At 69.0% G+C, this 23814-nt stretch carries 26 protein-coding genes and 1 tRNA gene; 5 read left to right on the top strand and 22 right to left on the bottom strand.

Features of this window, described 5'->3' with window-relative positions:
• Window positions 1-25: 25 nt before the first annotated feature.
• Window positions 26-1111 carry a carbohydrate ABC transporter permease gene (locus OHA61_RS24940; RefSeq protein WP_406304896.1) on the bottom strand — a complete coding sequence of 362 codons (1086 nt, stop codon included), beginning with the start codon at window positions 1109-1111 and terminating at the stop codon, window positions 26-28.
• Window positions 1108-2418, bottom strand: a complete 1311-nt coding sequence (locus tag OHA61_RS24945; RefSeq protein WP_406304897.1) for an ABC transporter substrate-binding protein — start codon at window positions 2416-2418, stop codon at window positions 1108-1110. The genes OHA61_RS24940 and OHA61_RS24945 overlap by 4 nt, the downstream gene beginning before the upstream one ends.
• Before the next feature lie 224 nt (window positions 2419-2642).
• Here OHA61_RS24945 and OHA61_RS24950 point away from each other — a divergent pair, with 224 nt between their 5' ends.
• Window positions 2643-3692: a LacI family DNA-binding transcriptional regulator gene (locus tag OHA61_RS24950; RefSeq protein WP_406304898.1), complete on the top strand. Its 1050-nt coding sequence runs from the start codon at window positions 2643-2645 to the stop codon at window positions 3690-3692.
• 324 nt (window positions 3693-4016) lie between these two features.
• Here the strand turns inward: OHA61_RS24950 and OHA61_RS24955 are convergent, their stop codons facing one another.
• The 8 genes from OHA61_RS24955 to OHA61_RS24990 all read right to left on the bottom strand — a co-directional run bounded on the left by OHA61_RS24955 (window position 4017) and on the right by OHA61_RS24990 (window position 7228).
• Window positions 4017-4172, bottom strand: a complete 156-nt coding sequence (locus OHA61_RS24955) for a hypothetical protein (RefSeq protein ID WP_406304900.1) — start codon at window positions 4170-4172, stop codon at window positions 4017-4019.
• A gap of 50 nt (window positions 4173-4222) precedes the next feature.
• On the bottom strand, window positions 4223-4429 hold the full coding sequence (locus OHA61_RS24960) for a hypothetical protein (protein ID WP_406304901.1): 207 nt from the start codon (window positions 4427-4429) through the stop codon (window positions 4223-4225).
• On the bottom strand, window positions 4426-4614 hold the full coding sequence (locus OHA61_RS24965; RefSeq protein WP_406304902.1) for a hypothetical protein: 189 nt from the start codon (window positions 4612-4614) through the stop codon (window positions 4426-4428). Before OHA61_RS24965 ends, OHA61_RS24960 begins: the two co-directional genes overlap by 4 nt.
• A 110-nt stretch (window positions 4615-4724) precedes the next feature.
• Window positions 4725-4853: a hypothetical protein gene (locus tag OHA61_RS24970; protein WP_406304903.1), complete on the bottom strand. Its 129-nt coding sequence runs from the start codon at window positions 4851-4853 to the stop codon at window positions 4725-4727.
• The gene (locus OHA61_RS24975) at window positions 4826-5560 is read right to left on the bottom strand and encodes a helix-turn-helix domain-containing protein (RefSeq protein WP_406304906.1); all 735 of its coding nucleotides are present in this window, start codon (window positions 5558-5560) and stop codon (window positions 4826-4828) included. Before OHA61_RS24975 ends, OHA61_RS24970 begins: the two co-directional genes overlap by 28 nt.
• A complete protein-coding gene (locus tag OHA61_RS24980; protein ID WP_406304907.1) occupies window positions 5557-6093 on the bottom strand; it encodes a DUF6879 family protein in 537 nt (178 codons plus the stop codon). Before OHA61_RS24980 ends, OHA61_RS24975 begins: the two co-directional genes overlap by 4 nt.
• A 1-nt stretch (window position 6094) precedes the next feature.
• Window positions 6095-6295, bottom strand: coding sequence for a hypothetical protein (locus tag OHA61_RS24985; protein ID WP_406304908.1), 201 nt, complete (start codon window positions 6293-6295; stop codon window positions 6095-6097).
• Window positions 6296-6487: 192 nt separating this feature from the next.
• The gene (locus tag OHA61_RS24990) at window positions 6488-7228 is read right to left on the bottom strand and encodes a DUF6879 family protein (protein WP_406304909.1); all 741 of its coding nucleotides are present in this window, start codon (window positions 7226-7228) and stop codon (window positions 6488-6490) included.
• A 222-nt stretch (window positions 7229-7450) separates the two neighbouring features.
• On the opposite strand from OHA61_RS24990, the gene OHA61_RS24995 reads away from it, so the two are divergent.
• Window positions 7451-7954 carry a hypothetical protein gene (locus OHA61_RS24995; RefSeq protein ID WP_406304910.1) on the top strand — a complete coding sequence of 168 codons (504 nt, stop codon included), beginning with the start codon at window positions 7451-7453 and terminating at the stop codon, window positions 7952-7954.
• 400 nt (window positions 7955-8354) lie between these two features.
• Here OHA61_RS24995 and OHA61_RS25000 read toward each other — a convergent pair.
• From OHA61_RS25000 to OHA61_RS25015, 4 genes are all read right to left on the bottom strand, one after another.
• Window positions 8355-8427, bottom strand: a tRNA-His gene (locus OHA61_RS25000).
• Window positions 8428-8528: 101 nt separating this feature from the next.
• Window positions 8529-9131 carry an oligoribonuclease gene (orn, locus tag OHA61_RS25005; protein ID WP_324990415.1) on the bottom strand — a complete coding sequence of 201 codons (603 nt, stop codon included), beginning with the start codon at window positions 9129-9131 and terminating at the stop codon, window positions 8529-8531.
• 51 nt (window positions 9132-9182) lie between these two features.
• Window positions 9183-10400: a helix-turn-helix domain-containing protein gene (locus tag OHA61_RS25010; RefSeq protein WP_324990413.1), complete on the bottom strand. Its 1218-nt coding sequence runs from the start codon at window positions 10398-10400 to the stop codon at window positions 9183-9185.
• A gap of 386 nt (window positions 10401-10786) precedes the next feature.
• Entirely contained in the window at window positions 10787-11206 is a 420-nt protein-coding gene (locus OHA61_RS25015; protein WP_406304911.1) for a hypothetical protein, read from the bottom strand.
• A gap of 292 nt (window positions 11207-11498) precedes the next feature.
• Between OHA61_RS25015 and OHA61_RS25020 the strand changes: the two genes are divergently transcribed.
• Window positions 11499-12020: a universal stress protein gene (locus OHA61_RS25020; protein WP_266476182.1), complete on the top strand. Its 522-nt coding sequence runs from the start codon at window positions 11499-11501 to the stop codon at window positions 12018-12020.
• A 172-nt stretch (window positions 12021-12192) separates the two neighbouring features.
• Window positions 12193-12762, top strand: a complete 570-nt coding sequence (locus OHA61_RS25025; RefSeq protein ID WP_266476184.1) for an acetate uptake transporter — start codon at window positions 12193-12195, stop codon at window positions 12760-12762.
• 187 nt (window positions 12763-12949) lie between these two features.
• Here the strand turns inward: OHA61_RS25025 and glmS are convergent, their stop codons facing one another.
• From glmS to OHA61_RS25040, 3 genes are all read right to left on the bottom strand, one after another.
• A complete protein-coding gene (gene glmS, locus OHA61_RS25030) occupies window positions 12950-14767 on the bottom strand; it encodes a glutamine--fructose-6-phosphate transaminase (isomerizing) (protein WP_406304912.1) in 1818 nt (605 codons plus the stop codon).
• 41 nt (window positions 14768-14808) lie between these two features.
• On the bottom strand, window positions 14809-15087 hold the full coding sequence (locus OHA61_RS25035) for a hypothetical protein (RefSeq protein ID WP_266478803.1): 279 nt from the start codon (window positions 15085-15087) through the stop codon (window positions 14809-14811).
• Between the two features lie 66 nt (window positions 15088-15153).
• Window positions 15154-16008: a DUF4429 domain-containing protein gene (locus OHA61_RS25040; protein WP_406304913.1), complete on the bottom strand. Its 855-nt coding sequence runs from the start codon at window positions 16006-16008 to the stop codon at window positions 15154-15156.
• Between the two features lie 134 nt (window positions 16009-16142).
• Between OHA61_RS25040 and OHA61_RS25045 the strand changes: the two genes are divergently transcribed.
• Window positions 16143-17765, top strand: a complete 1623-nt coding sequence (locus tag OHA61_RS25045; protein ID WP_406304914.1) for a beta-N-acetylhexosaminidase — start codon at window positions 16143-16145, stop codon at window positions 17763-17765.
• Window positions 17766-17825: 60 nt separating this feature from the next.
• On the opposite strand, the gene OHA61_RS25050 is transcribed toward OHA61_RS25045, so the two are convergent.
• From OHA61_RS25050 to OHA61_RS25070, 5 genes are all read right to left on the bottom strand, one after another.
• Entirely contained in the window at window positions 17826-19607 is a 1782-nt protein-coding gene (locus OHA61_RS25050) for an IucA/IucC family protein (RefSeq protein ID WP_406304915.1), read from the bottom strand.
• Entirely contained in the window at window positions 19604-20134 is a 531-nt protein-coding gene (locus tag OHA61_RS25055; protein WP_406304916.1) for a GNAT family N-acetyltransferase, read from the bottom strand. Before OHA61_RS25055 ends, OHA61_RS25050 begins: the two co-directional genes overlap by 4 nt.
• The gene (locus OHA61_RS25060) at window positions 20131-21396 is read right to left on the bottom strand and encodes a lysine N(6)-hydroxylase/L-ornithine N(5)-oxygenase family protein (RefSeq protein WP_406304917.1); all 1266 of its coding nucleotides are present in this window, start codon (window positions 21394-21396) and stop codon (window positions 20131-20133) included. The genes OHA61_RS25055 and OHA61_RS25060 overlap by 4 nt, the downstream gene beginning before the upstream one ends.
• Window positions 21380-22822, bottom strand: coding sequence for a pyridoxal phosphate-dependent decarboxylase family protein (locus OHA61_RS25065; RefSeq protein WP_406304918.1), 1443 nt, complete (start codon window positions 22820-22822; stop codon window positions 21380-21382). Before OHA61_RS25065 ends, OHA61_RS25060 begins: the two co-directional genes overlap by 17 nt.
• A gap of 116 nt (window positions 22823-22938) precedes the next feature.
• Complete coding sequence (locus tag OHA61_RS25070; RefSeq protein WP_406304919.1) at window positions 22939-23814, bottom strand: siderophore-interacting protein; 876 nt, start codon at window positions 23812-23814, stop codon at window positions 22939-22941.

Here is a 23814-nt window from a genome sequence, read left to right on the forward strand (position 1 = left end):
GCGAAGTCGTCACGTCACATGCCCCCTACGCGCTCTTGCTCAGACGGCGGGCGAGCAGCCAGTTCACCGCGCCGATGACCAGCAGGATCAGGAACATCGACCAGGCGATCGCGGAAGCCCGGCCGAGATGGAGGTTCACCCAGCCCTGCTCGTACAGATAGAGCCCGAGCGTCTGGAACTGATGCTCGGCGCCGCCGGTCGCACCCGCGCTGCCGTTGAACAGCAGTGGCTCGCCGAAGAGCTGGGTCGCGCCGATCGTCGAGACCACACAGGTGAACAGGATCGTGGGCCGCAGCGAGGGGACGGTGACATGCAGGAACTGCTGCCACCGCGAGGCGCCGTCGAGCGCGGCCGACTCATAGAGATCGTTCGGGATGGCCTGCATCGCGGCCAGATAGATCAGCGCGTTGTAGCCCGTCCACCGCCAGATGACGATGGTGGAGACGGCCAGTTGGGAGGTCCAGGTGCCGTTCTGCCAGTCGATCTTGTCGAAGCCGACCAGACCCAGCGCCCAGTTGATCATTCCGTAGTCGCGTCCGAAGAGGAGCACGAAGACGAGCGTCGCGGCGGCCACCGAGGTGGCGTACGGCGTCAGCGCGGCGACGCGGAAGAACATCGAGCCGCGCAGCCGGTAGTTCAGCAGATGCGCGATGCCGAGCGCGATCAGCAGCTGAGGCACCGTGGAGATCAGCCCGATGGTGACGGTGTTCCTCAGCGCGTTCCAGAAGAACTCGTCCTCCAGCAGCCGGGAGAAGTTCCGCAGCCCGACCCACTCCATGTCGGTGGGCGCGGTCAGTTCCACCTGGTGCAGCGAGGCCCAGCCGGTGTAGAGCAGCGGGAAGAGCCCGAAAGCCAGGAAGAACACGAAGAATGGCGCGACGAAGGCGTACGGACTCCACCTGACGTCCAGCCGGTAGCGACGGCTGCGCCGGGCCCGGCGGCGCTGTTCGGCCGCAGATTCGCCCGGTGTGCGCGACTCGGGCGATGTGCGGGGGCCGGGGGGTGTGACCGGGCCGGAGGGTGTACGCGGGCCGGGGGGTGTGCGCGGGGCCGCGCCCTCCTCCCCCTGGGAGGGCGCGGCGGCCTGTGCGTCACTTGCCATACCGGTCACTGGTCCAGTGCGTTGTCGATCGCCTTCACCGCCGCGTCCCACCCTTGCTGGGAGGAGCGGCCCTTCTGGTCGACCTGGAGCATGCCCACGTCTCCCAGGTTCTGCGCGATGATCAGGTCCTTCGGCCCGACGATCTGGACGGGCACACCCTCGGCGGCCTTGGAGAAGATCTCCCCGATGGGCGCGTTGCCGAAGTATGCGTGCTTGGCGCCGGAGACTTCGGGCAGGGAGTACGCGGCCTTGGCGCTCGGGAAGCTGCCGCGCTTGGCGAAGAGCTTCGCCTGCTGCTCGGGCGCGGTCAGCCAGGCGGCGAGCTTGGCCGCCTCCTCCTTGTTCTTGCCCGCGTCGGGCACGGCCAGGAAGGAGCCGCCCCAGTTGCTGGGCCGGGGCGCGGCGGCCACGTCCCACTTGTCCTTGCCCGCGGCTCCGCCCTTGTCCTGGATATAGCCGAGCATCCAGGCGGGGCAGGAGACGGTGGCGAAGGTGCCGTTGGCGAAGCCCTGGTCCCAGGCGGGCGTGAACTGCTGGAGCTTGCCGGTCAGACCCTCCGTCGCGAACGCCGCGGCGATGTCCCAGGCCTGCTTCACGGCCGGGTTGGTCTTGTAGACGACCTTGCCGTCCTTGTCGTAGAAGCGGTTCTCGTTGCTGCCGGTGATGGCCGACATCACTCCGGTCGCGGAGTCCACGAATGCCGTGCCCTTGGGCGCCTTGGCCTTGAACTGCTTGCCCGCGTCCAGGTACTTGTTCCAGTCGCCGGCCCACAGTTTGCCGACCGCCTCACGGTCGGTGGGCAGACCGGCCTTGGCGAAGAGATCCTTGCGGTAGCAGATGCCCTGCGGCCCGATGTCGGTGCCGAGCGCGATCGTCTTGCCGTCCTTGGTGGTTGCCTGCGCCCACTTCCACGGCAGGAACGCGTCCTTCTGCACGCCCGCCGTCGTGCCGAGGTCGACCAGCTTGCCCCCCTGAGTGGCAGTGATCTCCGCGATGTTGTTGACCTCGACGGCCTGGATGTCGGCGAGTCCGCTGCCGCTGCCCAGGTGGGTCAGGAGCTGCGGGTAGTAGTTCTCGTTCCGCTCGATGGAGGTCTGCTTGATCTCGATGTTCTTGTGGAGCTTCATGTACTCGTCGTACAGACCGGCCTCCTTGAGGCCGAAGGCGCCGAAGACCCCTACGGTGAGCGTGGTCCTGCCCTTGCCGCCGCCGCCGTCGGAGGCACTGCCGGTGGGTTCGTCGCTGTCCTCGGCACAGCCGGCCAGCAGACCGGCGCCGAGCGCGGCGACGACCGCGAGGATTACTGCCCTGCGCATTGCGTCCTCCTTGTGCCCTGACGTGCCGACCCCCCGGCCAACTGGCGTGCGGCCCCGTTACGTTGACGTTCTGCGGCTCGGGCGGGGAACGTGCGGGTTGTGTATGACTGAGGTACGGTGGGAGCGCTCCCATATGTGATGTGTTGAAGGGTCGCGGCTCGCCGCAGGGGTGTCAAGGCACCCGGCACGTTATGTTCTCGGACGGGAAGCCTGGGGAGGCGGAGATGGTGTCTCGCACAATCCGAACGCGCAACGGCGGGCGGGGCACGGGCAGGCCCACCCTCGAAGAGGTCGCCGCACGCGCGGGCGTCGGCCGTGGCACGGTCTCGCGCGTGATCAACGGTTCGCCGCGGGTCAGCGACGCCACCCGCGCCGCCGTCGAGGCGGCCGTCGCCGAGCTCGGGTACGTACCCAACCGTGCGGCCCGCGCGCTGGCCGCCAACCGCACCGACGCGATCGCCCTGGTCGTCCCGGAGCCGGAGGACCGTTTCTTCGCCGAGCCGTACTTCTCCGACATGGTCCGCGGTGTCGGCGCGGCCCTCGCCGACACCGACATGCAGTTGCTGCTGACCCTCGCCGGCAGCGACCGCGAGCGCCGCCGCCTGGCCCAGTACCTTGCCGCCCACCGCGTCGACGGCGTCCTGCTGGTCTCGGTGCACGCCGACGACCCGATCCCCGAGATGCTGGAGGACCTCTCCATCCCGGCCGTGATCAGCGGCCGCCGCTCCGCCGACGAGACGCTCGCCGCGGTCGACTCCGACAACTTCGAGGGCGCCCGCAGCGCGGTGACGCACCTGGCCGCCCGCGGCCGCCGCTCGATCGCGACGATCACCGGACGCCTGGACGTGTACGGCGCGCAGTGCCGCCTGGAGGGCTACCGCGCCGCCCTGACGGCGGCGGGCCTGCCCGCGGACGCCCGGCTGACGGCCCCCGCGGACTTCACCGAGGAGGGCGGCCGCCGTGCGATGCGGGACCTGCTGGAGCGCTGCCCCGAACTGGACGCGGTCTTCGCGGCCTCCGACGTGATGGCGGCGGGCGCCCGCCAGGTGCTGCGCGAGTCAGGCCGCCGGATCCCGGACGACGTGGCGCTGGTCGGCTTCGACGACTCGGCGGTGGCCCGCCACATGGACCCGGCGCTGACGAGCGTGCGCCAGCCGATCGAGGAGATGGGGCGCACGATGGCGCGGGTGCTGCTTGAGGAAATTTCGGGGCGGACGACGGGGCGACCGCAGATCGTGCTGCCGACGGAGCTTGTCGTACGCGAGTCCTCGTAGAAACGATCAAGGGCCCCGGCCTGTCCGCGACGGGGGACGCAGGCAGACCGGGGCGGCATTCGGGTGCCGGGGATTGCTCCGACACCTGCTCTACGGGGACGGGCGGCTCGTCCGTCGCGACAGAGCTGATGTTTCTTACATCATTCGATGGTGAGCCGGCCCGTGCGAAGGGTGGCGTGGTTGGCGATGCTCCCTTGTGTGTTCTCGGCGCGAGGCCTCTCCTCGCCCCGTCGTGCACGTGCTGGGCCCGTAGCAGGGGCCCGTCACCGCCTCGGCCGGGGTTCCTGGCCGGAGTCATCGGCCGAGGCGGGGCTCATGGGGGATTCAGGGGCAGGCCCACACCTCGACGTCGAGTTTGTGCGCGCCCTGTCGGCCGGTGGCTCGCCCGCACGAGACGGCGCCGACGGTCAGCTGCTTGCCGCAGGCGAAGCACGCGCGACCGGCGTACTGCTCGTAGTTCAGGCTTCCTGCGGGCGGCACTGGCTGGCGCCGGCACACCCTCCGGGCTGATCGAGGCTTGGCCGGGGCGGTCACGACTGGCCTCGCCGCGGGCATGTCCGGCAGCGGCGGGGAAACCAGCGGGTGCGCATGTCGAGGCGGCGGAAGAAATGCTCGCCCCCGATGTCGACCGCGGTCCCGGCGGTGAGGACGATCCCGCAGAACACACAGTCCATGCCGCGCTGCTGGCGCTGGGTCAGCGTCCCGATGGCGGGGAGGTCCGGCAGGGAGGTGGTCATGCCGCGCTCCTTGCCGTCGCAGTTTCCCGCGCGGCGGGCAGACGCTCGTCGAGGGCCTTGACTCCGCGGGCGTCGGCGCAGGAGGAGTGTGCGCGCTTCGTCCAGCCGCCGCCGCTGTTGCTGTTGCTGTGGACGATCCCCACGAGACGGTCAGCGCCGGGCAGCCCGCAGTAGGTGCAGTTCATCGAAAGCGCCCTCGGTCGCAGTGACTGGCTTGTCACTGACCGTAGGAACGTTGCCGAGAAAGCCCGAGGAAATTGCTCGGGATTTCTCCAACTGCCGGAGAGGTTGCGCCTTATGAGGCTGGTGCGTCCATCGCGGCGTGCAGCAGCTGGCGTGCATCGGTGCCGTACCGCGCCATGGTGGCGAGCCGATCGAAGACGGCGCGGTACAGGGTCAGCTCCTCGGGCTGCGTGAGACGCATCTCCGCGGCGACGTCTCGACCATGACGATTCGGTTGTCGAAGAGCCAAAACCCGTGAAGTGGGCTGACAGGCAGGCGCACGCCGAACGGGACAATGCCAAGCCGGACGGACGGGAGCGACGTGGCGCTCATCAGGCGGTCGATCTGCCCAGCCATCACGCCGCGGGGTGCCGTCCCGTACCGCAGCACCGCCTCGGTGATGACGAAGTGGAAGCGCCGGCCTGGTTGGTAGAGCGCGTTCTGTCGCTCCATGCGGGCCTGCACGCCGGCGTCGATGTCGTTGACGATGCCGTACAGGTCGACGACCTCGGCGAGGCGGCAGCGCGCATACTCCGGCGTTTGCAGCAGGCCAGGCACCCACGTGTTCTCGAAGGCGCGGATGGTGCGGGTCGTGGCGTCAACCTCGGCGAGGGCCTGCTGCCGCAGCTTCGTCCCGTCACGAAGCTGGCGTCGCCATTCCGCGTACTGGGTCTCGAGGTTGCGCAGCGCCGCAGTCAGCGCGGAGGCCGCGTCCGGAGCGCCGCAGGCACAGGCCCATGCGGAGATGTCCGCCTCGGACGGGGTCTGCTTGCCGAGCTCAATCTTGCTGACCTTGCTGGCCGGCCAGCCCAACGCCTCCGCGAGCCCTTTGCCGTTGAGCGATGCGTCACGGCGGAGTTCACGGAGGCGCTGGCCGAGCGCTTCACGCGCTTCGTGGATCTTTGTCACCGGGTGACGGTCCGCCCGGCGACGTAGTCGGCATACGGAATGGCGTGGTGCCAGGCCGTGTCACGCAGGTAGCTGTGCCTGACCACTTCGGCAGGATCCTCGATCATCTCGGTACCGAGGGGGACGCCATCCGCAGTGAAGTGCATACGGCCCAGCCGACGGGAGTCGAAGAGCCAGTAGTCATAGCCTGGCAGGCCGAGCTTGTCCGCTTGGTCCTGCGACAGATACCGGATGTCCTCGCCGACTTGGACGTTGAACTGGCACAGCCACAGCTCGAATTCGAGGTAGTCCGTCAGGACGTCCGGGACGACCCGTACGCGCTCGATCCGCTTGCCCTGCTCGATGCCGCGGCGCATGGTGTCGAGCCATGGCCGGAACCAGTCGGTGCCGGGGTTCTCGCCGCGCCGGTGGCGGGCGAAGGGCTCCTGCTCCTCGTCGACGGTGTAGAGCGTGCGGGTCTCCAGCCGCCACGCGGTGTGCTCGAAGTCCTCGAAGAGGCGGCCGAACGCCTCGCCCGTGATCAGGTCGGGCACGTCACTCCTTGGGTGCGAATCGGGTGAGGAGTTCGCGGGGGATCTCGACGAACGTCTCGCCGTCGAGGACGTCCCGCAGTTGGCCGAGGGCCTCCTCGTCGGTGACCTTGTAGCCCTGGACGACGATGGTGCCGCGGTCGGTCTCGTACAGCGTCGGGCAGTTGCCGCCGCCCGAGGTGGTGCCGACAAAGCGTAGCTTCATGACGCTTCCCCTCTCACTGCTATTTCTCGAAATTGCAGCACCGGTACGAGGGTTGGGCAAAGGCGCGATCCGGACGCACGGGCCAGGCCACTGGCTCGTTCTGTCGCTGGGCTGCCCTCGGGCACGACCAAAAGCGAGGCGCCCCCTCCCCGATGCCTGCGAGGAGGGGGCTGGCCTGCTGGAAATCCGTGCTCACACGGTGGAACGTACCTGCCTCGTGAAATCGGCCGTACGGGTTGTGTGATGCCATGCCGTGTCCCGGGCCTGGCATGCGGCGAGGACTTCGCTGGGGTTCTCGCTGACGATGACGCCGAGGGTGGTGTCCTGCTCGTCGAACACGAAGCGCACCAGGGTGCGGGAGTCGAAGAGCCAGAAGTCCCAGTCCGGCAGGCCGTAGCGTTCGGCTGCCGCGCGGGTGAGGTTGCGGATGTCCTCGCCTGCGGCGACATTGCCGAGGCCGGAGGCGAGCAGGAACCGCTGCCCGTCGGTGGGCGGTGTGTCAACGACGCGGACCCGCTCGAACCGCTTCCCCTGCGACACCTGTGCGGCGACGTTGTTGCGCCAGTCGTCGAACGGCTCGGCGGCGATGTCTTCCCCGGCCTGCCACCGCTGCCACTTCGGGCTGTTGCGGTCGGAGGCGTAGCCCGGGCGGGTCTCCAGCCTCCATGCCGTGTGCTTGAAGTCGCTGAACAGGTGGCCCACTTCCGTGAACGGCACCATGCCCGCAGACTCGCTCCGCGGGGCGAAGCGGGTGAGGAGGTCACGCGGGACGATGACGACTGTCTCGGAGTCCTTCACATCGCGGAGTCTGGCCAGTTGCGCGGGGTCGGTCAGACGCTCGCCTTGGACGAGGATGCCGCCCGTCGCCTCGACCTCGTAAAGGGTGGGACAGTCGCCGCCGTCGCTGGTGGTGCCGATGAACCTGAGAGTCAAGGGCCCTCCGTGCTGGCTGGTTGGTGGTCCAGGATGCGCCGGACAGTTGGAGAGCGCCTGCGGATTGCGTCAGATTGCGGAGCACTGCCGCGCCGTGCCGGTTGCGCGCTACCCGCCATCGCGGTGGGCGTCGTACTGGCGTGAGGTCGCGGCGCCGCTGATGTCACTCATCCGTGACTCAAACGGGCGCGGACCGCGCTGCATTATGGGCACGCTTGCCGGATGCAGATGACCGAACCCTTTGCGGCCAGCATCGCCGCCGTCGCACCGGTTCTCGTGCTTGTGGCAGCAGTCGAGCTGGCCAACTCAGAGCGCAAAGCCGCTGCCGCCCTTGTCGAGATCGGCGACGAGATGGAACGGGACCGGGCCAACGGACTCCCGCGACCCGACGGGAGAGCCGCTCTCAAGTATCTGCGCCCAGTCATGAGAAGCATGTTGGGGCAGGTCGTCGCTATGGCTTGGGCGGTGTTCGGGATCTTGCAGGTCGCCGCAGTCACAATCTCGCTTGTTTGGCTCGCGACGCCGAAGGCGAAGCCTCACACCGGCTCGGCCATTGTGTGCCTGGTGGCCATTTTGGGGGGAATGGTCTGGCTGATCGCGTTCCCCTTCATTCGCTCGCTGTTCTCTCCGCTGGCTCAGGCGTCGCGCCTCAGCCGGATCGCCCGACAGTGGGAAGGGCCCGAGCGCGTGGATGCCTCTCCGGGTGGGGCCGCGGACGGTTCCTGATACGGGCGCGCCATGCCCCGACCGGAGGGGATTGGTCGAGGCCTCCCGAGTGCCAGGACCGGCGCACGAAGATCCTCGACAGCCGGTAGACCTTCGGCGGGGCGCGTAGCGGGCCAGTGGGGATGTCGCCGGGTACGGTCGGCTCCTCGACGAGCCATGGCCGCGGCCCCAGTCGTGCCGCCACTGTCCGCCGTGCGCCTCGAGGCGCTTTTGGATCGTGTGGCGCCATCGGCGTCGGGACTGCCACACGGCGTCCTGCCGCCACTGGACCTGAGCTGACCGTGCCGTCCCCCGGGGCGCTCCAGGGTCGGGCCAGGGGCTGCGCTCCCGTTGTGTTCCCGACGTTTCGGGCATGAAGAAGGGCCGACCCGTTCTCACAGGTCAGCCCTTGATCATTCAGGGTGAGTAACGGGACTCGAACCCGCGACATCCTGGACCACAACCAGGTGCTCTACCAGCTGAGCTATACCCACCACGACCGGTCACTTTCCGACCGGCCGAGAAAAAGTGTACAGGGTCCCGGAGGGTGCTCGCGCCCGGGTTTACGCCCCCTTGGCGCTCGCCCCCTCCGGCCCTACTCCGCGGGAAGCACGTGCTTCGCCGCGATCTTCTTCGCGGTCTCCGAGTCCGGTCCGGGCTGCGGCACGAAGACCGCCTCCCGGTAGTAGCGAAGCTCCGCGATGGATTCGCGGATGTCCGCCAGCGCCCGGTGGTTGCCGTTCTTCTCCGGACTGTTGAAGTACGCCCTCGGGTACCAGCGGCGTGCCAGTTCCTTGACCGAGGAGACATCGACGATCCGGTAGTGGAGGTACTGCTCCACCTTGGGCATGTCACGCAGCAGGAAGCCGCGGTCGGTGCCGACCGAGTTTCCGCACAGGGGAGCCTTGCCGGGCTCCTTGACGTGCTTGCGTACGTACGCCAGGACCTGCTCCTCGGCGGCCGCGAGCGTGGTGCCGCCCGCAAGCTCGTCGAGGAGGCCCGAGGTGGTGTGCATCTGCCGCACCACCTCGGGCATCGTTTCCAGCGCCGCGTCCGGCGGGCGGATCACGATGTCCACCCCTTCGCCGAGCACGTTCAGTTCCGAGTCGGTGACCAGTGCGGCCACCTCGATGAGTGCGTCGTCCGCCAACGAGAGCCCGGTCATCTCGCAGTCGATCCACACCATGCGATCGTTCATGCGTCCTACCTTAGGTCCCCCGGCGATCGGGGGGCGTCGCATCCCGTCGGACTATGGCGCACTCCGCTGGCCCGGCAGGCTCGGACGGCCGTGGCCCGACGCGTACGCGTCGGAAGGAGGCTTCCCGAGCTCCGGCGGAGCGGCCGATGTGGCCGCCGGTCCCGTCGCTCCGGCCGCCGCCGCGGTCCTTCTGGCCTGGGGGCCCGCCTGCGCCGGTACGACGGCCTCCACCACCGGGGGCGGTGCGGACTCGCTCTGCGGACGGCGGACCCGGTAGGCGGCCCGGTACGCGGCCGGTGAGGATCCCAGCTGGCGCCGGAAATGGCCACGCAGCGCCACCGGCGAGCGGAAGCCGCAGCGGCCCGCGACCTCGTCGACCGAGTAGTCGGAGGTCTCGAGCAGCCGCTGGGCCTGAAGCACCCGCTGGGTGATCAGCCATTGCAGCGGCGCGCTGCCGGTCAGCGAACGGAATCGCCGGTCGAAGGTGCGCCGGCTCATGTACGCCCGGGCCGCCAGGGTCTCCACATCGAACTGTTCGTGGAGATGCTCCAGCGCCCACGAGACGACCTCGGCCAGCGGGTCCGACCCGATTTCCTCTGGTAAAGACCTGTCCAGATACCGCTCCTGCCCCCCACTGCGGCGCGGCGGCACGACCAGCCTGCGGGCCAGCGCCCCGGCCGCCTCCGTGCCGTGGTCGGTGCGCACGATGTGGAGGCACAGGTCGATTCCGGCCGCCGTCCCCGCGGAGGTGAGCACATCGCCGTCGTCGACGAACAGCTCGCGCGGATCGACATGGACGGACGGATATCTCTTGGCCAGTGTCGGCGCGTACATCCAGTGCGTGGTGGCCGGGCGGCCGTCAAGCAGACCGGCCGCCGCGAGTACGAACGCACCCGTGCACAGGCCGACGATCCTGGCCCCCTCCTCATGCGCCCGGCGCAGCGCGTCGAGCGCCTCGGGCGGTGGCGGTGACGTGATCGACCGCCATGCCGGTACGACGACGGTGCCTGCTCTGCCGATGGCTTCAAGGCCGTACGGCGCGGTCAGTTCGAGCCCGCCGGTGGTCCGCAGCGGGCCCTCCTCGCCACCGCAGACGAGCAGTCGATAGCGGGGAACTCCGGCGTCCTGACGGTCAATTCCGAACACCGAGAGCGGGATGGAACTTTCAAAGATGGGGCCGCCGCTGAACAGCAGCACCGCGACAACCTCCCGGCGCCGGCGGCCGGAAAGCTTCCGCGCTGCCTCCGGTGCGGCGGAGTCCTGACTCATGACGCTAAGCCCCCCTCGGTGTTCGCGTCTCCCCGTTCGTTTCGGGCCTTTCGCTCCTGCACGTTTCCCCTCGGTTTTGCACGAGTCCCGAGTCTTCGATACTCATGATCGAATCTACTGTGTCCCGTGGCGCCGACGTGACAAGTTCGGCATGCCCCGCTATGTCGACATGGCAACTTGGCGCGAAGCATTCGATCACGAAGCGTTCCACTTGGCGGGCGCCCAGGGAAGTGCGCCTGGCACTCATGGCCCATCCACGTAGGGCGCAAGGGCCGCGAATAGTCCTTTCTTCCCTGGTGGCAAGGGGGTTGGCAGGCCATTTCGCCAAGGGGGAGCCAGTGACGCGAAGTTGGCTGAAATCATACGGGTGCGAGTGTACGAACCCGTCAGCCGCCGGGCGCACTTCCCGCCCCGTGCCGACCGCCCCGGCGCGCCCCCGGACCGGTCCGGGCGCGGCGGCCGCGCGTTGGGGTGGCCTCGGCCGTACGGGCACGGGCCGCACCGCGCTCGGACTGGCGCAGCAGCACCCGGCAGGCGGCGGTGACCGCGGCGAGACCGAGGGCAGCGGCGGCCGCCCCGCCGACGGACGTCCCGTACACGACCAGCACGACAGGCACGAGCACACAGCTGAAGGCCGCCCAGCGGACCACGTCGCCGGCGGACTCGGACGAGGGGTGCGGGACGCACCCGACGGGCCCGGCGGGCGCCTCCTGCTGCCGTCGCGGCGCGCGGCGCCGTCCGTGCTGCGGGGCCGGGGAGGGGGCGGGAGAGGGGGCGGAGGCGGGGGCGGACGGTGGTGCGGACACGGAAGCTCCCTGGAGGCGGCGGGGTGACCGAGGTGCCAACGACGGGCGCAGCGGTTCGGTCACCCTGAGTCGTCCCGGCAGTGTGCCGGACGGCTGTACATACCAAGCGGCATTGCCATACGGGGCGGGCTCGGGCATGCTCCCTGGAACGCCGGAGGAGGGCCTGTGGGCTCTGGGCAGGGGAAGGAGTGTCGCCGTACCCTTGGGGGTATGCGCCAGGGAAGATGATTCCCGGACACAGCTCTGCCGCCCACCGTCGCCCTCCCATGAGGATCTGAACGCCGAGACACCGATGGCCGGTCACGAATTCCCCGAACCCGCGGACCGCAAGCAGGTCGCCGACCCCACGTCGGACCTCCAGGCGGCAGAAGAGACACGTCATTCCTGCGATCCGGCCTTCCGGCACGGAGTCGTCGTCGGCTTCGACGGGTCGACGTCCAGTGAGCGGGCGCTCGCCTACGCCATCGGCATGGCCAAGAGGTCCGGTTCCGGCCTGATCATCGTCCATGTCGCCAACCGGCTGCCCACCACCGTCTGGGCGGGCTGTGAGCCCCCGGTCTTCGTGGATGTCCCCGATCACCGCACCGAGGTGCTGGGCCTGGAGCTCGCCTGTGCGGACTATCTCGCCGAGGTGCCCTGGATCCTGGTCGAGCGCGGTGGTGACATCTGCCACGAGCTGGAGGAGGTCGGCCGGGAGTATTCGGCCGACGCGATTGTGGTCGGCTCGACGCACGGCATCGTCGGGCGCCTCTTCGGCTCGGTGGCGGGACGGCTCGCGAAGCGCGCGCAACGGCCTGTTGTCGTCATCCCGTAGCCAACCCGTAATCACGCTTCCACTTGCGCTTTCCGCCCAGGTCGCGCGGGGTCAACTCCCTTGGTGTGCACGGAAATCTACCCACCCGTACAGGTGGATTGTGCGCTTGTGAAGGGTAGATAAGGGTGGCTGGGAAGCAGCACAACTGCACAGGACACGAAGGGAGCCCGCCGTGGACAACGAAGTCTCTGCGGGAAGCGCTACTACCTCGACTCTCGGCCACCTCGCGCTCGGACTGACCCTGCTGGCGTTCGGCGTCGGCCACACCGGTGTCATCGACAATGTGGCGGCGACGGACGCCGCCGGTCTCGCGACGTGGGTGGGCGGCGTCGCACTGTTCATCATCGGTCTTCTCGAGTACCGCGCGGGCAACGCCGGTGCGGGCACGGCGTTTTCGGGTCTCGGCGCCTTCTGGTTCACCTGGGGCACCGGGGTCGGCACGGAGATGTCGGCCGAGGCCGCAGGCCTCTTCCTGCTGCTGTGGGCGCTGCTCGCACTCACCCTGACCGCCGCGTCCGCAGGCAGCGGACTGTTCGGACAGGGCGTCTACGGGCTGCTGTTCGTCTCGCTGCTGCTCATAGGCATCGCCTCCTTCGCGGACAACGACGGTCTGGCCAAGGCGGGCGGCTGGGTCGGCGCGGTCGCGGGCCTGGCGGCCTGGTACGGCGCGACGGCCGCACTCGCCAAGTGGCCGACCTTCTCCGGACGCGCTGCCGGCCGTGGAGTGACGGCCACCGGCTGAGGCAGCCGCAAAGCCGGCGCCTGGGCCGCGCCGGCTTACCCAAAAGGCGGTCCCCCCTACGCAAAGGTGGCTGCGCAAGGGGGACCGCCCCTCTTTGCGGCTAAACCGCCGCCGCTCTCGCGGAGGTGGTTGATCGCCGTTGGGGTTGCTCAATTGATGGTTGCGGTACGACCAGAAGTGGGGCGACCTACTCGACGGTGACCGACTTTGCCAGGTTGCGCGGCTTGTCGATGTCGCGGCCCATGGCCAGGGCCGTGTGGTACGCGAAGAGCTGGAGCGGGATGCCCATCAGGATCGGGTCCAGCTCGTTCTCGTTCTTCGGCACCACGATCGTGTGGTCGGCCTTCTCCTGCTCGCGGTGCGCGACGGCGAGGATCCGGCCGCTGCGGGCCTTGATCTCCTCCAGGGCCGCGCGGTTCTTCTCCAGCAGCTCGTCGTCCGGGACGATCGCGACCGTCGGCAGCGCGGGCTCGATGAGCGCCAGCGGACCGTGCTTGAGCTCGGAGGCCGGGTAGGCCTCGGCGTGGATGTAGGAGATCTCCTTGAGCTTCAGGGAGGCCTCAAGAGCCACGGGGTAGCCACGCACACGGCCGATGAACATCATCGACTTGGCGCCCGCGTACTCCTCGGCGAGCTTCTTGATCTCGGCCTCGCCCTCAAGGATCTCGCTGATCTGCGCGGGCAGCTTGCGCAGGCCCTCGATGATCCGCTTGCCGTCGGAGACCGAGAGGTCGCGGATGCGGCCCAGGTGCAGGGCGAGCAGCCCGAAGGCGACCACGGTGTTGGTGAAGCACTTGGTGGACACGACGCAGACCTCGGGGCCGGCGTGCACGTACACGCCGCCGTCGGCCTCGCGGGCGATCGCGGAGCCCACCACGTTGACCACGCCGAGGACGCGGGCGCCCTTGCGCTTGAGCTCCTGGACGGCCGCGAGCACGTCGTACGTCTCACCGGACTGGGAGACGGCGATGTACAGGGTGTCGGGGTCCACGACGGGGTTGCGGTAGCGGAACTCGGAGGCCGGCTCGGCGTCCGCGGGGATCCGGGCCAGGCCCTCGATCAGCGAGGCGCCGATCATGCCCGCGTGGTACGAGGTGCCACAGCCGAGGATCTTCACACGGCGGATGCCACGGGCCTCGCGGGCGTCCAGGTTCAGCCCGCCGAGGTGCACGGTGGAGAACTTCTCGTCGATACGGCCGCGCAGGACGCGGTCCACCGCGTCGGACTGCTCGGAGATCTCCTTGTGCATGTACGTGTCGTGGCCGCCCATGTCGTAGGAGGCGGCCTCCCACTCGACGGTCTCGGGGGTGGCGGTGGTGCGCGTGCCCGAGGTCGTGTACGTCCGGAAGTCGTCGGCCTTCAGGGTGGCCATCTCGCCGTCGTCGAGGGTGACGACCTGGCGGGTGTGGGAGATCAGCGCGGCGACGTCGGAGGCGACGAACATCTCCTTCTCGCCGATGCCGAGGACGACCGGGGAGCCGTTGCGGGCCACGACGATGCGGTCGCTGAAGTCGGCGTGCATGACGGCGATGCCGTAGGTGCCCTCGACGACCTTGAGCGCCTCGCGGACCTTCTCCTCGAGCTTCTCGGCCTGGGAGCGGGCGATCAGGTGCGTGATCACCTCGGTGTCGGTCTCGGAGGCGAAGACGACGCCGTCGGCCTCCAGCTTCGCGCGCAGCTCGGCGGCGTTGTCGACGATGCCGTTGTGGACGACCGCGACCTTGTTCTCGGGGTCGAGGTGCGGGTGGGAGTTGATGTCACTCGGGGCGCCATGGGTGGCCCAGCGGGTGTGTGCGATGCCGGTGGTGCCGGCGAAGCGCTTGGGGACCCGGGCCTCCAGGTCACGGACCCGGCCCTTGGCCTTGACCATCTTCAGGCCGGGGGCCTTGGGGCTCGTGATCACGATGCCCGCGGAGTCGTAGCCCCGGTACTCCAGCCGCTGCAGGCCTTCGAGCAGCAGCGGAGCCACGTCACGCTTGCCGATGTAACCGACAATTCCACACATAGAGTTTTGCCCTCCGGTAGATCAGGTGTGTGCCCGGCCGGTCAGCCGTAGACGATGCGGCGCAGCTGGCGGAGCGAGAGCTCCGGCGGCGCGACGGCGCGGTACGGCAGCTCGGCCGCGATGCGCTCGAAGATCTCCGTGTTCGCCAGGCCACCCGATTGCAGCTCGCGGTGGCGGCGGCGGACGAATTCCTCGGTCCTCTCGTCGAAGTACGCCAGCACGTCGAGCACCACACGGGCCGCCTCACCGCGCTGGAGCGCGGTGCTGCGCACCAGATGGTCGATGAGATCGTCGTGCGACGATGGGCGGCGTTCGAGCACCCGTAGATATTGCGGGGTCACCTGTCGCGAATGCAAGAATCCTGCCCGATTGCGGGCACATCTCACTCAGAGGTGCTTGAGAACCGCCCGTTTTGCGGTGGTGAACTCCTCTTCCGTCAGTATCCCGGCCTGATGCAGCTCGCCCAGCTCCCGGAGCCGGCGCAGCAGCGCGTCATGATCGTCGCTGCCGGACGCGGGGGCCGACACGGCGTCCTGCGGTGCGTACGGATGCGGCATCCGTGCCGTTACGGCGGCCCCGACCAGCGCCATCAGGGGGTCCTTGCGGAAGCCCCACAGCTCCACGGCGTACGGGTCGTACTTCGGTGGGGGCGGGGAGCCGACCTTGGTCACCCGGAACCGCAGGTAGCCGTTCTCCAGACCGGCCGAGGGCAGCCACTCCACCGCCTCCACGTCCTCCAGGGCGATGCTGCGGGCGCCGCCGGACGACTTGGACTCCTCGGTCTTCCAGTTCCACTCCAGCCGGATCCGCTCACCGTCGAAGGTGGCGGTGCCGTCTCCCGCGCCGACGGTGATGGGCAGGGCGGGGCCCGGCAGGAGATAGGTGTCGACGGGGCCGGTCTGCACCTGGTCGAGGAGCAGGGCGTTGCGGACCTCGTCGACGAAGTACTCGGCGACGCCGGTGCGGTCGTTCTCGACGGTGAGCCGGTAAGGGGCGGAGCTGTCCTCCAGCTTGCCGCCGGTGATCTGCAGCAGCGGGTCGGCGCCGTTGCGCAGCCGCAGTCGCAGGCGTCCGGACTTCTTGCCGGGCTCGAAGGAGATCCCGGCGAGCGCGGTCAGGGGTACGGCGACTTCCCCGAGGGTCTTGCGCAGCAGACTGACGTTCTTGTCGCTGCCGGGCACGATGCGCACCGTGTCCCCGTCGAAGGTCCAGGTGCCGTCCTTCTGGATGATTTCCGCCATGCGGTGATTCTTTCACCTGAGGCTTGAGGGAGTGGTCTACACCTTGACCTCAACTGGGGTGCACGGTACGCATGATGACTGCCGTTCGGTTGTTCAGCACCACAGTTGCGACGCCCGTCGAAGGGACCCAGCCTGTGAGACAGCCCAGAGCGTTACCCCGTCTGTTCGGCTCGCTGCTGCTTGTCGCCGCCGCGGGCATCGCCGCCATCGGCGCCGGGCCCGCGCCCGACCGGTCGGTGCCCGACCGGTCCGCGTCCACCCCACGGCCGCTGGGGCAGATCGTCCCCGCGCCCGCGTCCGTGAGCCCGGGCGGCGCTCCGTACACGCTCACTCCCTGGACCCGGATCCGGGTCGACCAGCGCTCCCGCGAGGCACAGCAGATCGGCACGTACCTCGCCGGGATTCTGCGGCCGTCCACCGGATACGCCCTGCCCCTCACTGACGGCCCCGCCCCCGGCGGCATCCGGCTGCGGCTGAGCGCCGACGAGCGCGCCCTCGGCGACGAAGGGTACCGGCTCCAGTCGTCCCCCGCCGGGCTCACCCTCACCGCCCGCAAGCCTGCCGGCCTCTTCCACGCCGTGCAGACGCTGCGCCAACTGCTGCCCGCGGCCGTGGAGAAGGACGCCCGCCAGCGTGGCCCGTGGCAGGTCGCGGGCGGCACCGTCACCGACACCCCGCGCTACGCCTACCGGGGCGCGATGCTCGACGTCTCCCGGCACTTCTTCACCGTCGACCAGGTCAAGCTCTACATCGACCAGCTCGCGCTCTACAAGATCAACAAGCTGCATCTGCATCTCTCCGACGACCAGGGATGGCGGATCGCCATCGACTCCTGGCCGCGTCTGGCCACCTACGGCGGCTCGACCCAGGTCGGCGGCGGGCCCGGCGGCTACTACACCAAGGCCCAGTACAAGGAGATCCTCGGCCACGCCGCCTCCCGCTATCTGGAGGTCGTCCCGGAGATCGACATGCCGGGCCACACGAACGCCGCGCTCGCCTCGTACGCCCAGCTGAACTGCAACGGCGTCGCACCGCCGCTCTACACCGGTACGGACGTCGGCTTCAGCTCGCTCTGTGTGCCGAAGGCCCTGACGTACGACTTCGTGGACGACGTCGTACGCGAGCTCGCCGCGCTGACACCCGGCAAGTACCTCCACATCGGCGGCGACGAGGCGCACTCCACCAGCCATGCGGACTATGTGGCGTTCATGGACAAGGTGCAGCCGGTCGTCGCCAAGTACGGGAAGACGGTGGTCGGTTGGCACCAGCTGACCGGCGCCACGCCCGCGAAGGGCGCGCTCGCGCAGTACTGGGGTCTGGACGGCACCAGCGCCCAGGAGAAGGCGCAGGTCGCGAGGGCCGCGCGGAACGGCACCGGGCTGATCCTGTCGCCCGCGGACCGGATCTACCTCGACATGAAGTACAACAAGGACACCCCGCTGGGGCTGGACTGGGCGGGCTTCGTCGAGGTGCGCAAGGCGTACGACTGGGATCCGGGCGCGTATCTGCCGGGCGCTCCGGCGTCGGCGGTGGCGGGGGTCGAGGCACCGCTGTGGTCGGAGACGATCTCGACGAGCGACCACATCGAGTTCATGGCGTTCCCGAGGGTGGTGGGGGTCGCGGAGCTGGGCTGGTCGGCGGCGTCCACGCACGACTGGGAGGCGTACCGGCTGCGGCTGGCGGCGCAGGGACCGCGGATGGAGGCGCTGGGAATCGACTTCTACCGCAGCCCGCAGGTGCCCTGGCCTTCGGGCTGATCGACGAAAGAGGGACGGGCGTGCCGGTGAGGGACCGTAGTCACCGGCGCGCCCGCCCGTTCAGTGGGAGAACCGCGCGATCGGGTTCTCCAGCGCGCCGACCAGCTGCAGCGCCCCCGCCGGGTCCGCCAGGTCCACCATCTGCTTGTTGTTGCGCAGCTGGAGCCGGTTGAGGCAGGAGAGCGCGAACTCGTCCGCGAACATGTCGTACTCCCGGAACTTGTCCGCCAGATGCGGCACCGACTCCTGGTAGGCCAGCACGCACTCCGCGACCGTCCGCCAGAACGTCTCCTCGTCCAGCCGCCCCTCCGCGACCAGCGTGGCTCCCAGGAAGCGGAAGAAGCAGTCGAAGACGTCCGTGAAGACGGACAGCAGCTTCATGTCGTCGGGGACGTCCGCGCGGATCCGTTCGACGGCCGGCGGCAGCACCGCGTCCGGGTCCATCACCGCGATCTCCTCGGCGATGTCCTTGAAGATCGCCCGCTGGACCGTGCCGTCCTCGCCGATGACGAGGATGACGTTCTCGCCGTGCGGCATGAAGACCAGGTCGTACGCGTAGAAACTGTGCAGCACCGGCGTCAGATACGCGTCCAGATACCGGCGCAGCCACTGGGCGGGAGCGAGCCCCGACTCGTCGATCAGCGCGCCCGCGAACGACGCGTCCTGGTGGTCGACATGGAGCAGTGATGCCATGGTCGCGAGCCGCTCGCCCGCCCGCAGTGACGGCACCGGGCTCTCGCGCCACAGCGCGGCGAGCATCTTGCGGTACGGCGAGTAGCGGTCGGTCGCCCGCTCGTACTGGCGGTGGTGGTACCCGATCGCCGCCCGCTCCCGGATGATCGAGAAGCGCGCCGCCTTCAGTACGTCGTCGCTGTCGATCAGGCCCGCGAGCCAGTCGTTGATCGCCGGTGTCGCCTCCATGTACGCGGCCGAAAGGCCCCGCATGAAGCCCATGTTCAGGACGGACAGCGCGGTTTTGACGTAGTGCTTCGCCGGCGCGCTCTTGTTGAAGAAGGTGCGGATCGACTGCTGCGCGAGATAGTCGTCGTCGCCCGCCCCCAGGCACACGAGCCGCTGCTGGGCGACCTCGGCGGCGAAGGTGACGGACAGTTTGTTCCACCACTGCCAGGGGTGGACGGGCAGCAGGAAGTAGTCGGCGATGTCGAGCCCGAGGGCGCTGAGCTGCCCGCCGAAGCGGGCGAGCGCCGCTTCGCCGAGCTCGCTCCGGACGAGTGACTCGTAGTCGAGGCCGGTGCCTGCCGTGAAGGTGGCGACATCCCGCCGGGCGGCGAGCCAGACGAGGCGGATCTCGCCTGCCGTCTCGGGGGCGTACGAGAGGTATTCGTGCACCCCGAAGCCGAGCCGGCCGTTGTTGGCCACGAAGCAGGGGTGGCCTTCGGTCATGCCCGTCTCGATGGCCTGGAAGCCGGCCGTGGCGAGCTCGGCGGAGGTGACGGGCTTCTTGGTCAGTTTGTACGCCGTGCCGGAGAGGGTGGAGGAGATCTCCTCCAGATAGACCGGCAGGATCTCCTCGCTCAGGCCCAGCGAGCCCCGCAGTTCGATGAAGAAGTCCAGCGCGTCCACGGGCTGCTTCTCGCCGTCCCGGTGCCGGGTGATGGAGTCGGTGTGGACCTGCCAGTGGTCGAGCGCGAACCGGCCCGCGGTGAAGCGGTATTCGCTCGCGGCGTCGTCGCTGAGAACCCGGTAGCGGTCCTCGCCGAGCGACTCGGGGACCAGCAGCCGCTCGTGCGAGAACTCCGCCAGCGCCTTGCGTACGAGGAGCCGGTTGGCCTGCTCCCACAGCTCGGGCGTCAGATGCGACACGGCGTCGGTGAGGGTCATGCCGCCACCCCCCGGGCCGCCTCGAACTGTGCGCGGGTGCAGAAGCTCAGCAGCGCGTCCTTCTCCGGCTTCTTGATCTCTCGCTCCGGCACAAAGCCGACGGCCTCGTTGAGCGCGTGCACGGCCTTGTTGCGCACGTCCGGCTCGACGACCACGCGCTTGGTGGCCTCGTCCGCGAAGAGCGTGTCCATCACCGCGGTGATCACCGCGCGGGTGAAGCCGTGCACGGGCGTATCGGTCGGCGCGACCAGGAAGTGCATGCCGACGTCGCCCGGCCGGGGGTCGTACAGCCCGACGAGTTCGACGTGTGCCGGGTCGTAGCGCTCCATCAGGAAGACGGGCTCGCCGTCCTTCAGCCCGATGAAGGCGTGGTGGTGCTCATGGGCCGATATGGCCATGTACTCGCGCTCGACGTCCTGCAGTTTCGCGTCCTGCATCAGCCAGAACGCGGCCTTGGGGTGGGTGACCCACCCGTGCACCAGCTCGGCGTCGGCGAACGGATCGAGGGGACGGACGGTGAACGTCATACAGAGAACTCCTGGAACGCGATGGACTTTTCGACGGCGTAGTACTCGGATCCCAGCAGCTCTCCGATGATGTAGGCATTGCGGTACGCACCCATGCCCAGGTCGGGCGAGGTGATGGAGTGCGTGTGGACCCCCGCGTTCTGCAGGAAGATCTCGCGGCCCGCCGTGTCGATGGCGTAGTTGCGGGCGACGTCGAAGCGGCCCTGCCCGTCACGGCGGATACGGTCGGCGACGGGCCCCAGGAATTCGGGCTCGGCGTACTTGTACCCGGTGGCCAGGATCAGCCCCGAGGTCTGCAGCTCGAAGTCCTTGCCCTGCTCCTCCTGGCGCAGCCCGAGGGTGTATGTCCCGCTGTCGTACCGCGCGCTCCGGAGCGAGGAGTTGGTGAGCAGTCTGGTCGGGACCGGGCCCTTGAGGCTCTTCTGGTAGAGCAGGTCGAAGATCTCGTTGATGAGATCGCCGTCGATGCCCTTGAAGAGGCCCTTCTGCTGGGATTCGAGGCGGTAGCGGGTGGCCTCGGGCAGCGCGTGGAAGTAGTCGATGTACTCCGGCGAGGTCATCTCCAGGGTCAGCTTGGTGTACTCCAGCGGGAAGAACCGCGGGGAGCGAGTGACCCAGTTGAGCCGGTAGCCGTGTACGTCGATCTCGGACAGCAGGTCGTAGTAGATCTCCGCCGCGCTCTGGCCGCTGCCGACGAGGGTGATCGACTCCTTCTGCTGCAGCGCCTCTTTGTGGTCGAGGTAGCGCGAGTTGTGCAGAAGGTCGCCGTCCAGTCCCTGGCAGGGCTCGGGGATGTACGGCGGGGTGCCGGTGCCCAGGACGAGGCGCCGGGCGCGGAACTGTTCGCCGTCCTCGGTGTGGACGACGTACAGCTCGTTCTCGTACTCGACCCGGGTCACGGTGGTGCTGAAGCGGATGGAGCTCAGTTTGGCCGCGGCCCAACGGCAGTAGTCGTTGTACTCGGTCCGCAGCGGATAGAAGTTCTCGCGGATGTAGAACGAGTACAGCCGCCCCGATTCCTTCAGATAGTTGAGGAAGGAGTAGGGGGAGGTGGGGTCGGCGAGGGTGACCAGGTCCGACATGAACGGCGTCTGGAGGTGGGAGCCCTCCAGGAACATGCCTGAGTGCCACTCGAAGTCCGGCTTGGACTCCAGGAAGAGGCCGTTCAGTTCAGCGATCGGCTCGGTCAGGCAGGCCAGTCCGAGATTGAAGGGCCCGAGCCCGATACCGACGAAATCCAGGGGCTCATGAGGCGTGGACAAGATTCTCTCCCAGGTACTGCTCGGCGTGGCCGGCGATCAGATCGAGTACGGCGGCGATGTCTTCGGTCGTCGTCTCGGGATTGAGCAGGGTGAACTTCAGGTACTGGCGGCCGCCGACCTTCGTACCGGCCACCACGGCCTCGCCCGACGCGAACAGCGCCTTGCGGGCATACAGGTTGGCCCGGTCGATCTCGGCGGGGTCGGCGGCGGACCACGGGATGTAGCGGTAGACCAGCGTCGACAGCTGCGGCTGCACCACGACGTCGTAGCGCGGGTCGGCGGCGAGCAGCTCCCAGCCCGCCGCGGCCAGGTCGCAGACCTCGTCGAAGAGCTGCCCGACGCCGTCAGCGCCCATCACGCGCAGTGTCATCCACAGCTTCAGCGCGTCGAAACGGCGGGTGGTCTGCAGGGACTTGTCGACCTGGTTGGGAATGTGCTCCTCCAGCGTGCGCCGCGGGTTGAGGTAGTCCGCGTGGTACGTGGCATGGCCGAGCGTGGCCCCGTCCCGTACCAGCACGGCGGACGAACTCACCGGCTGGAAGAAGGACTTGTGGTAGTCCACGGTCACCGAATCGGCGTGCTCGATGCCGTCGAGGAGATGACGGCGGGTGGGGGAGGCCAGCAGTCCGCAGCCGTACGCCGCGTCCACATGCATCCAGGTGCCGTACTGCTCGGCCAGCCCGGCGATCTCGGGCAGGGGGTCGATGGAGCCGAAGTCGGTGGTGCCTGCTGTCGCGACGACCGCCATGGGGACCAGCCCGTCACGGGTGCAGCGCGCCAGCTCGGCGGCGAGAGCGAGGGTCTGCATCCGCTTGTTGCGGTCGACGGGGATAGAGACGACGGCCTCGCGGCCGAGGCCCAGCAGCGTCGCCGACTTCTGCACGCTGAAGTGGCTGCACTCCGAGGTGAAGATACGCAGCTTGGCCAGGTCCGTCGTTTTGGCCTCCTCGCGGGCGAGCAGCAGCGCCTGGAGGTTGGACTGTGTGCCGCCGCTGGTGAACACGCCGTCGGCGGCGGCTCCGAGGCCGATCCGCTGCGCGGTCCAGTCGATGAGGCGCCGTTCGATGAGGGTGCCGCCCGCGCTCTGGTCCCAGGTGTCGAGCGAGGAGTTGACCGCGGAGAGCACGGCCTCGCCGAGCACTGCCGGGATGACGACCGGGCAGTTGAGGTGGCCGAGGTAGCGGGGGTGGTGGAAGTAGACCGCGTCGCGCAGGTAGACGGTCTCCAGCTCGTCGAGGGCGGCGGAGGCGTCGCCGAGCGGACGGTCGAGGTCGACCGCGGAGATCACCGGAGCGAGTTCGTCGGCGGTCACCCCGGTGAACGGCTTCCGGGTGGTGGCGAGTCGGTGCGCCACCCGCTCGACTCCTTCGGTCACGGAGCGCCGATAGCTCTCCGCCGTCACGTCATTGAGCAGGTGCGAGCGCATGCGATGTCCTCCGGACAAGCGAGGGGGGCGAGGGATGCTGAAGTAAGGTTAGCCTAACCTAACTTTCCAGGCCAGCGGTCCCTCGCCCCCTCGGGGCACGGCTGTTATGCCGTTGTTCACATGTCGTCAGCCTCGCTCGCGGCTTCGTCCGGCACGCCCGCCTCGGCCTGTTCGCGCAGGCCGTCCTCGCTCACGCCGCGCCGCCAGTAGCCCACGAACGTGACGCGCCGGCGGTCGAGTTCACGCTCGCGCACCAGATGGCGGCGCAGTGCCTTCACGCTGCCCGATTCGCCCGCGATCCAGGCGTACCCCGTGCCCTCGGGCAAGTCCGCCCGGCTGACCGCCTCCAGGGCCGAGGGGGCGCCCTCTTCCCGTACGAGCCAGGTGACATGGGCGTCCGACTCGGTCCTCACATCCTGGCGGTCCTCGGTGTGCTGCACCTCCAGCCAGACCCGGGCCCGCATTCCGGCGGGCAGCCACTCCAGGATCGCCGCGGCGGCGGGCAGTGCGGTCTCGTCGGCCCAGATCAGCACCCAGTCTGTGTCCTCGGGCGGACGGCAGCGCACGGCGGTGTTGTCGGCGACGGCCGGGCCGAGCACCGTCACCCGGTGACCGGGCGCTGCCTGGAGGGCCCAGCGGCAGGCGGGTCCGCCGTCGGCGTGGACGGCGAAGTCGATGTCCAGCTCTGCGGGTTGGAGCCGCTGCTCCCGCACGGTGTACGAGCGCATCACGGCGCGCACGTCCTCGGGCAACGCACGCCAGGCGCCGAGCGCGGCGTACAGGTCACCGTCCTCGGGCACCGGTACGACGGGAGTCTCCTGGCCGGGGTGCGGCAGGAAGAGGGAGAGGCTCTGGTCGCGGCCTCCGGCCCAGAAGGCCTTCAGGTCCTCGCCCCCGAAGGTCACGCGGACCATGGACGGGCCAAGCCGCCTGGTCCGTACAACCTTCAGGTCGAAGAAGCGGAACGGGGCGAGCTCGGCCGTCGTCGTCAT

The sequence above is a fragment of the Streptomyces sp. NBC_00885 genome (assembly GCF_045207475.1).
Classification (GTDB): domain Bacteria; phylum Actinomycetota; class Actinomycetes; order Streptomycetales; family Streptomycetaceae; genus Streptomyces.

What these genes read in the sequence shown, in the direction of transcription:
- OHA61_RS24945 (WP_406304897.1), bottom strand. Translation starts at nt 2,418, where the DNA reads ATGCGCAGGGCAGTAATCCTCGCGGTCGTCGCCGCGCTCGGCGCCGGT.
- OHA61_RS24950 (WP_406304898.1), top strand. Translation starts at nt 2,643, where the DNA reads ATGGTGTCTCGCACAATCCGAACGCGCAACGGCGGGCGGGGCACGGGC.
- OHA61_RS24960 (WP_406304901.1), bottom strand. Translation starts at nt 4,429, where the DNA reads ATGACCACCTCCCTGCCGGACCTCCCCGCCATCGGGACGCTGACCCAG.
- OHA61_RS24965 (WP_406304902.1), bottom strand. Translation starts at nt 4,614, where the DNA reads ATGAACTGCACCTACTGCGGGCTGCCCGGCGCTGACCGTCTCGTGGGG.
- OHA61_RS24970 (WP_406304903.1), bottom strand. Translation starts at nt 4,853, where the DNA reads ATGCGTCTCACGCAGCCCGAGGAGCTGACCCTGTACCGCGCCGTCTTC.
- OHA61_RS24985 (WP_406304908.1), bottom strand. Translation starts at nt 6,295, where the DNA reads ATGAAGCTACGCTTTGTCGGCACCACCTCGGGCGGCGGCAACTGCCCG.
- OHA61_RS24995 (WP_406304910.1), top strand. Translation starts at nt 7,451, where the DNA reads ATGCAGATGACCGAACCCTTTGCGGCCAGCATCGCCGCCGTCGCACCG.
- orn (WP_324990415.1), bottom strand. Translation starts at nt 9,131, where the DNA reads ATGAACGATCGCATGGTGTGGATCGACTGCGAGATGACCGGGCTCTCG.
- OHA61_RS25010 (WP_324990413.1), bottom strand. Translation starts at nt 10,400, where the DNA reads ATGAGTCAGGACTCCGCCGCACCGGAGGCAGCGCGGAAGCTTTCCGGC.
- OHA61_RS25020 (WP_266476182.1), top strand. Translation starts at nt 11,499, where the DNA reads ATGGCCGGTCACGAATTCCCCGAACCCGCGGACCGCAAGCAGGTCGCC.
- glmS (WP_406304912.1), bottom strand. Translation starts at nt 14,767, where the DNA reads ATGTGTGGAATTGTCGGTTACATCGGCAAGCGTGACGTGGCTCCGCTG.
- OHA61_RS25040 (WP_406304913.1), bottom strand. Translation starts at nt 16,008, where the DNA reads ATGGCGGAAATCATCCAGAAGGACGGCACCTGGACCTTCGACGGGGAC.
- OHA61_RS25050 (WP_406304915.1), bottom strand. Translation starts at nt 19,607, where the DNA reads ATGACCCTCACCGACGCCGTGTCGCATCTGACGCCCGAGCTGTGGGAG.
- OHA61_RS25055 (WP_406304916.1), bottom strand. Translation starts at nt 20,134, where the DNA reads ATGACGTTCACCGTCCGTCCCCTCGATCCGTTCGCCGACGCCGAGCTG.
- OHA61_RS25065 (WP_406304918.1), bottom strand. Translation starts at nt 22,822, where the DNA reads ATGCGCTCGCACCTGCTCAATGACGTGACGGCGGAGAGCTATCGGCGC.
- OHA61_RS25070 (WP_406304919.1), bottom strand. Translation starts at nt 23,814, where the DNA reads ATGACGACGACGGCCGAGCTCGCCCCGTTCCGCTTCTTCGACCTGAAG.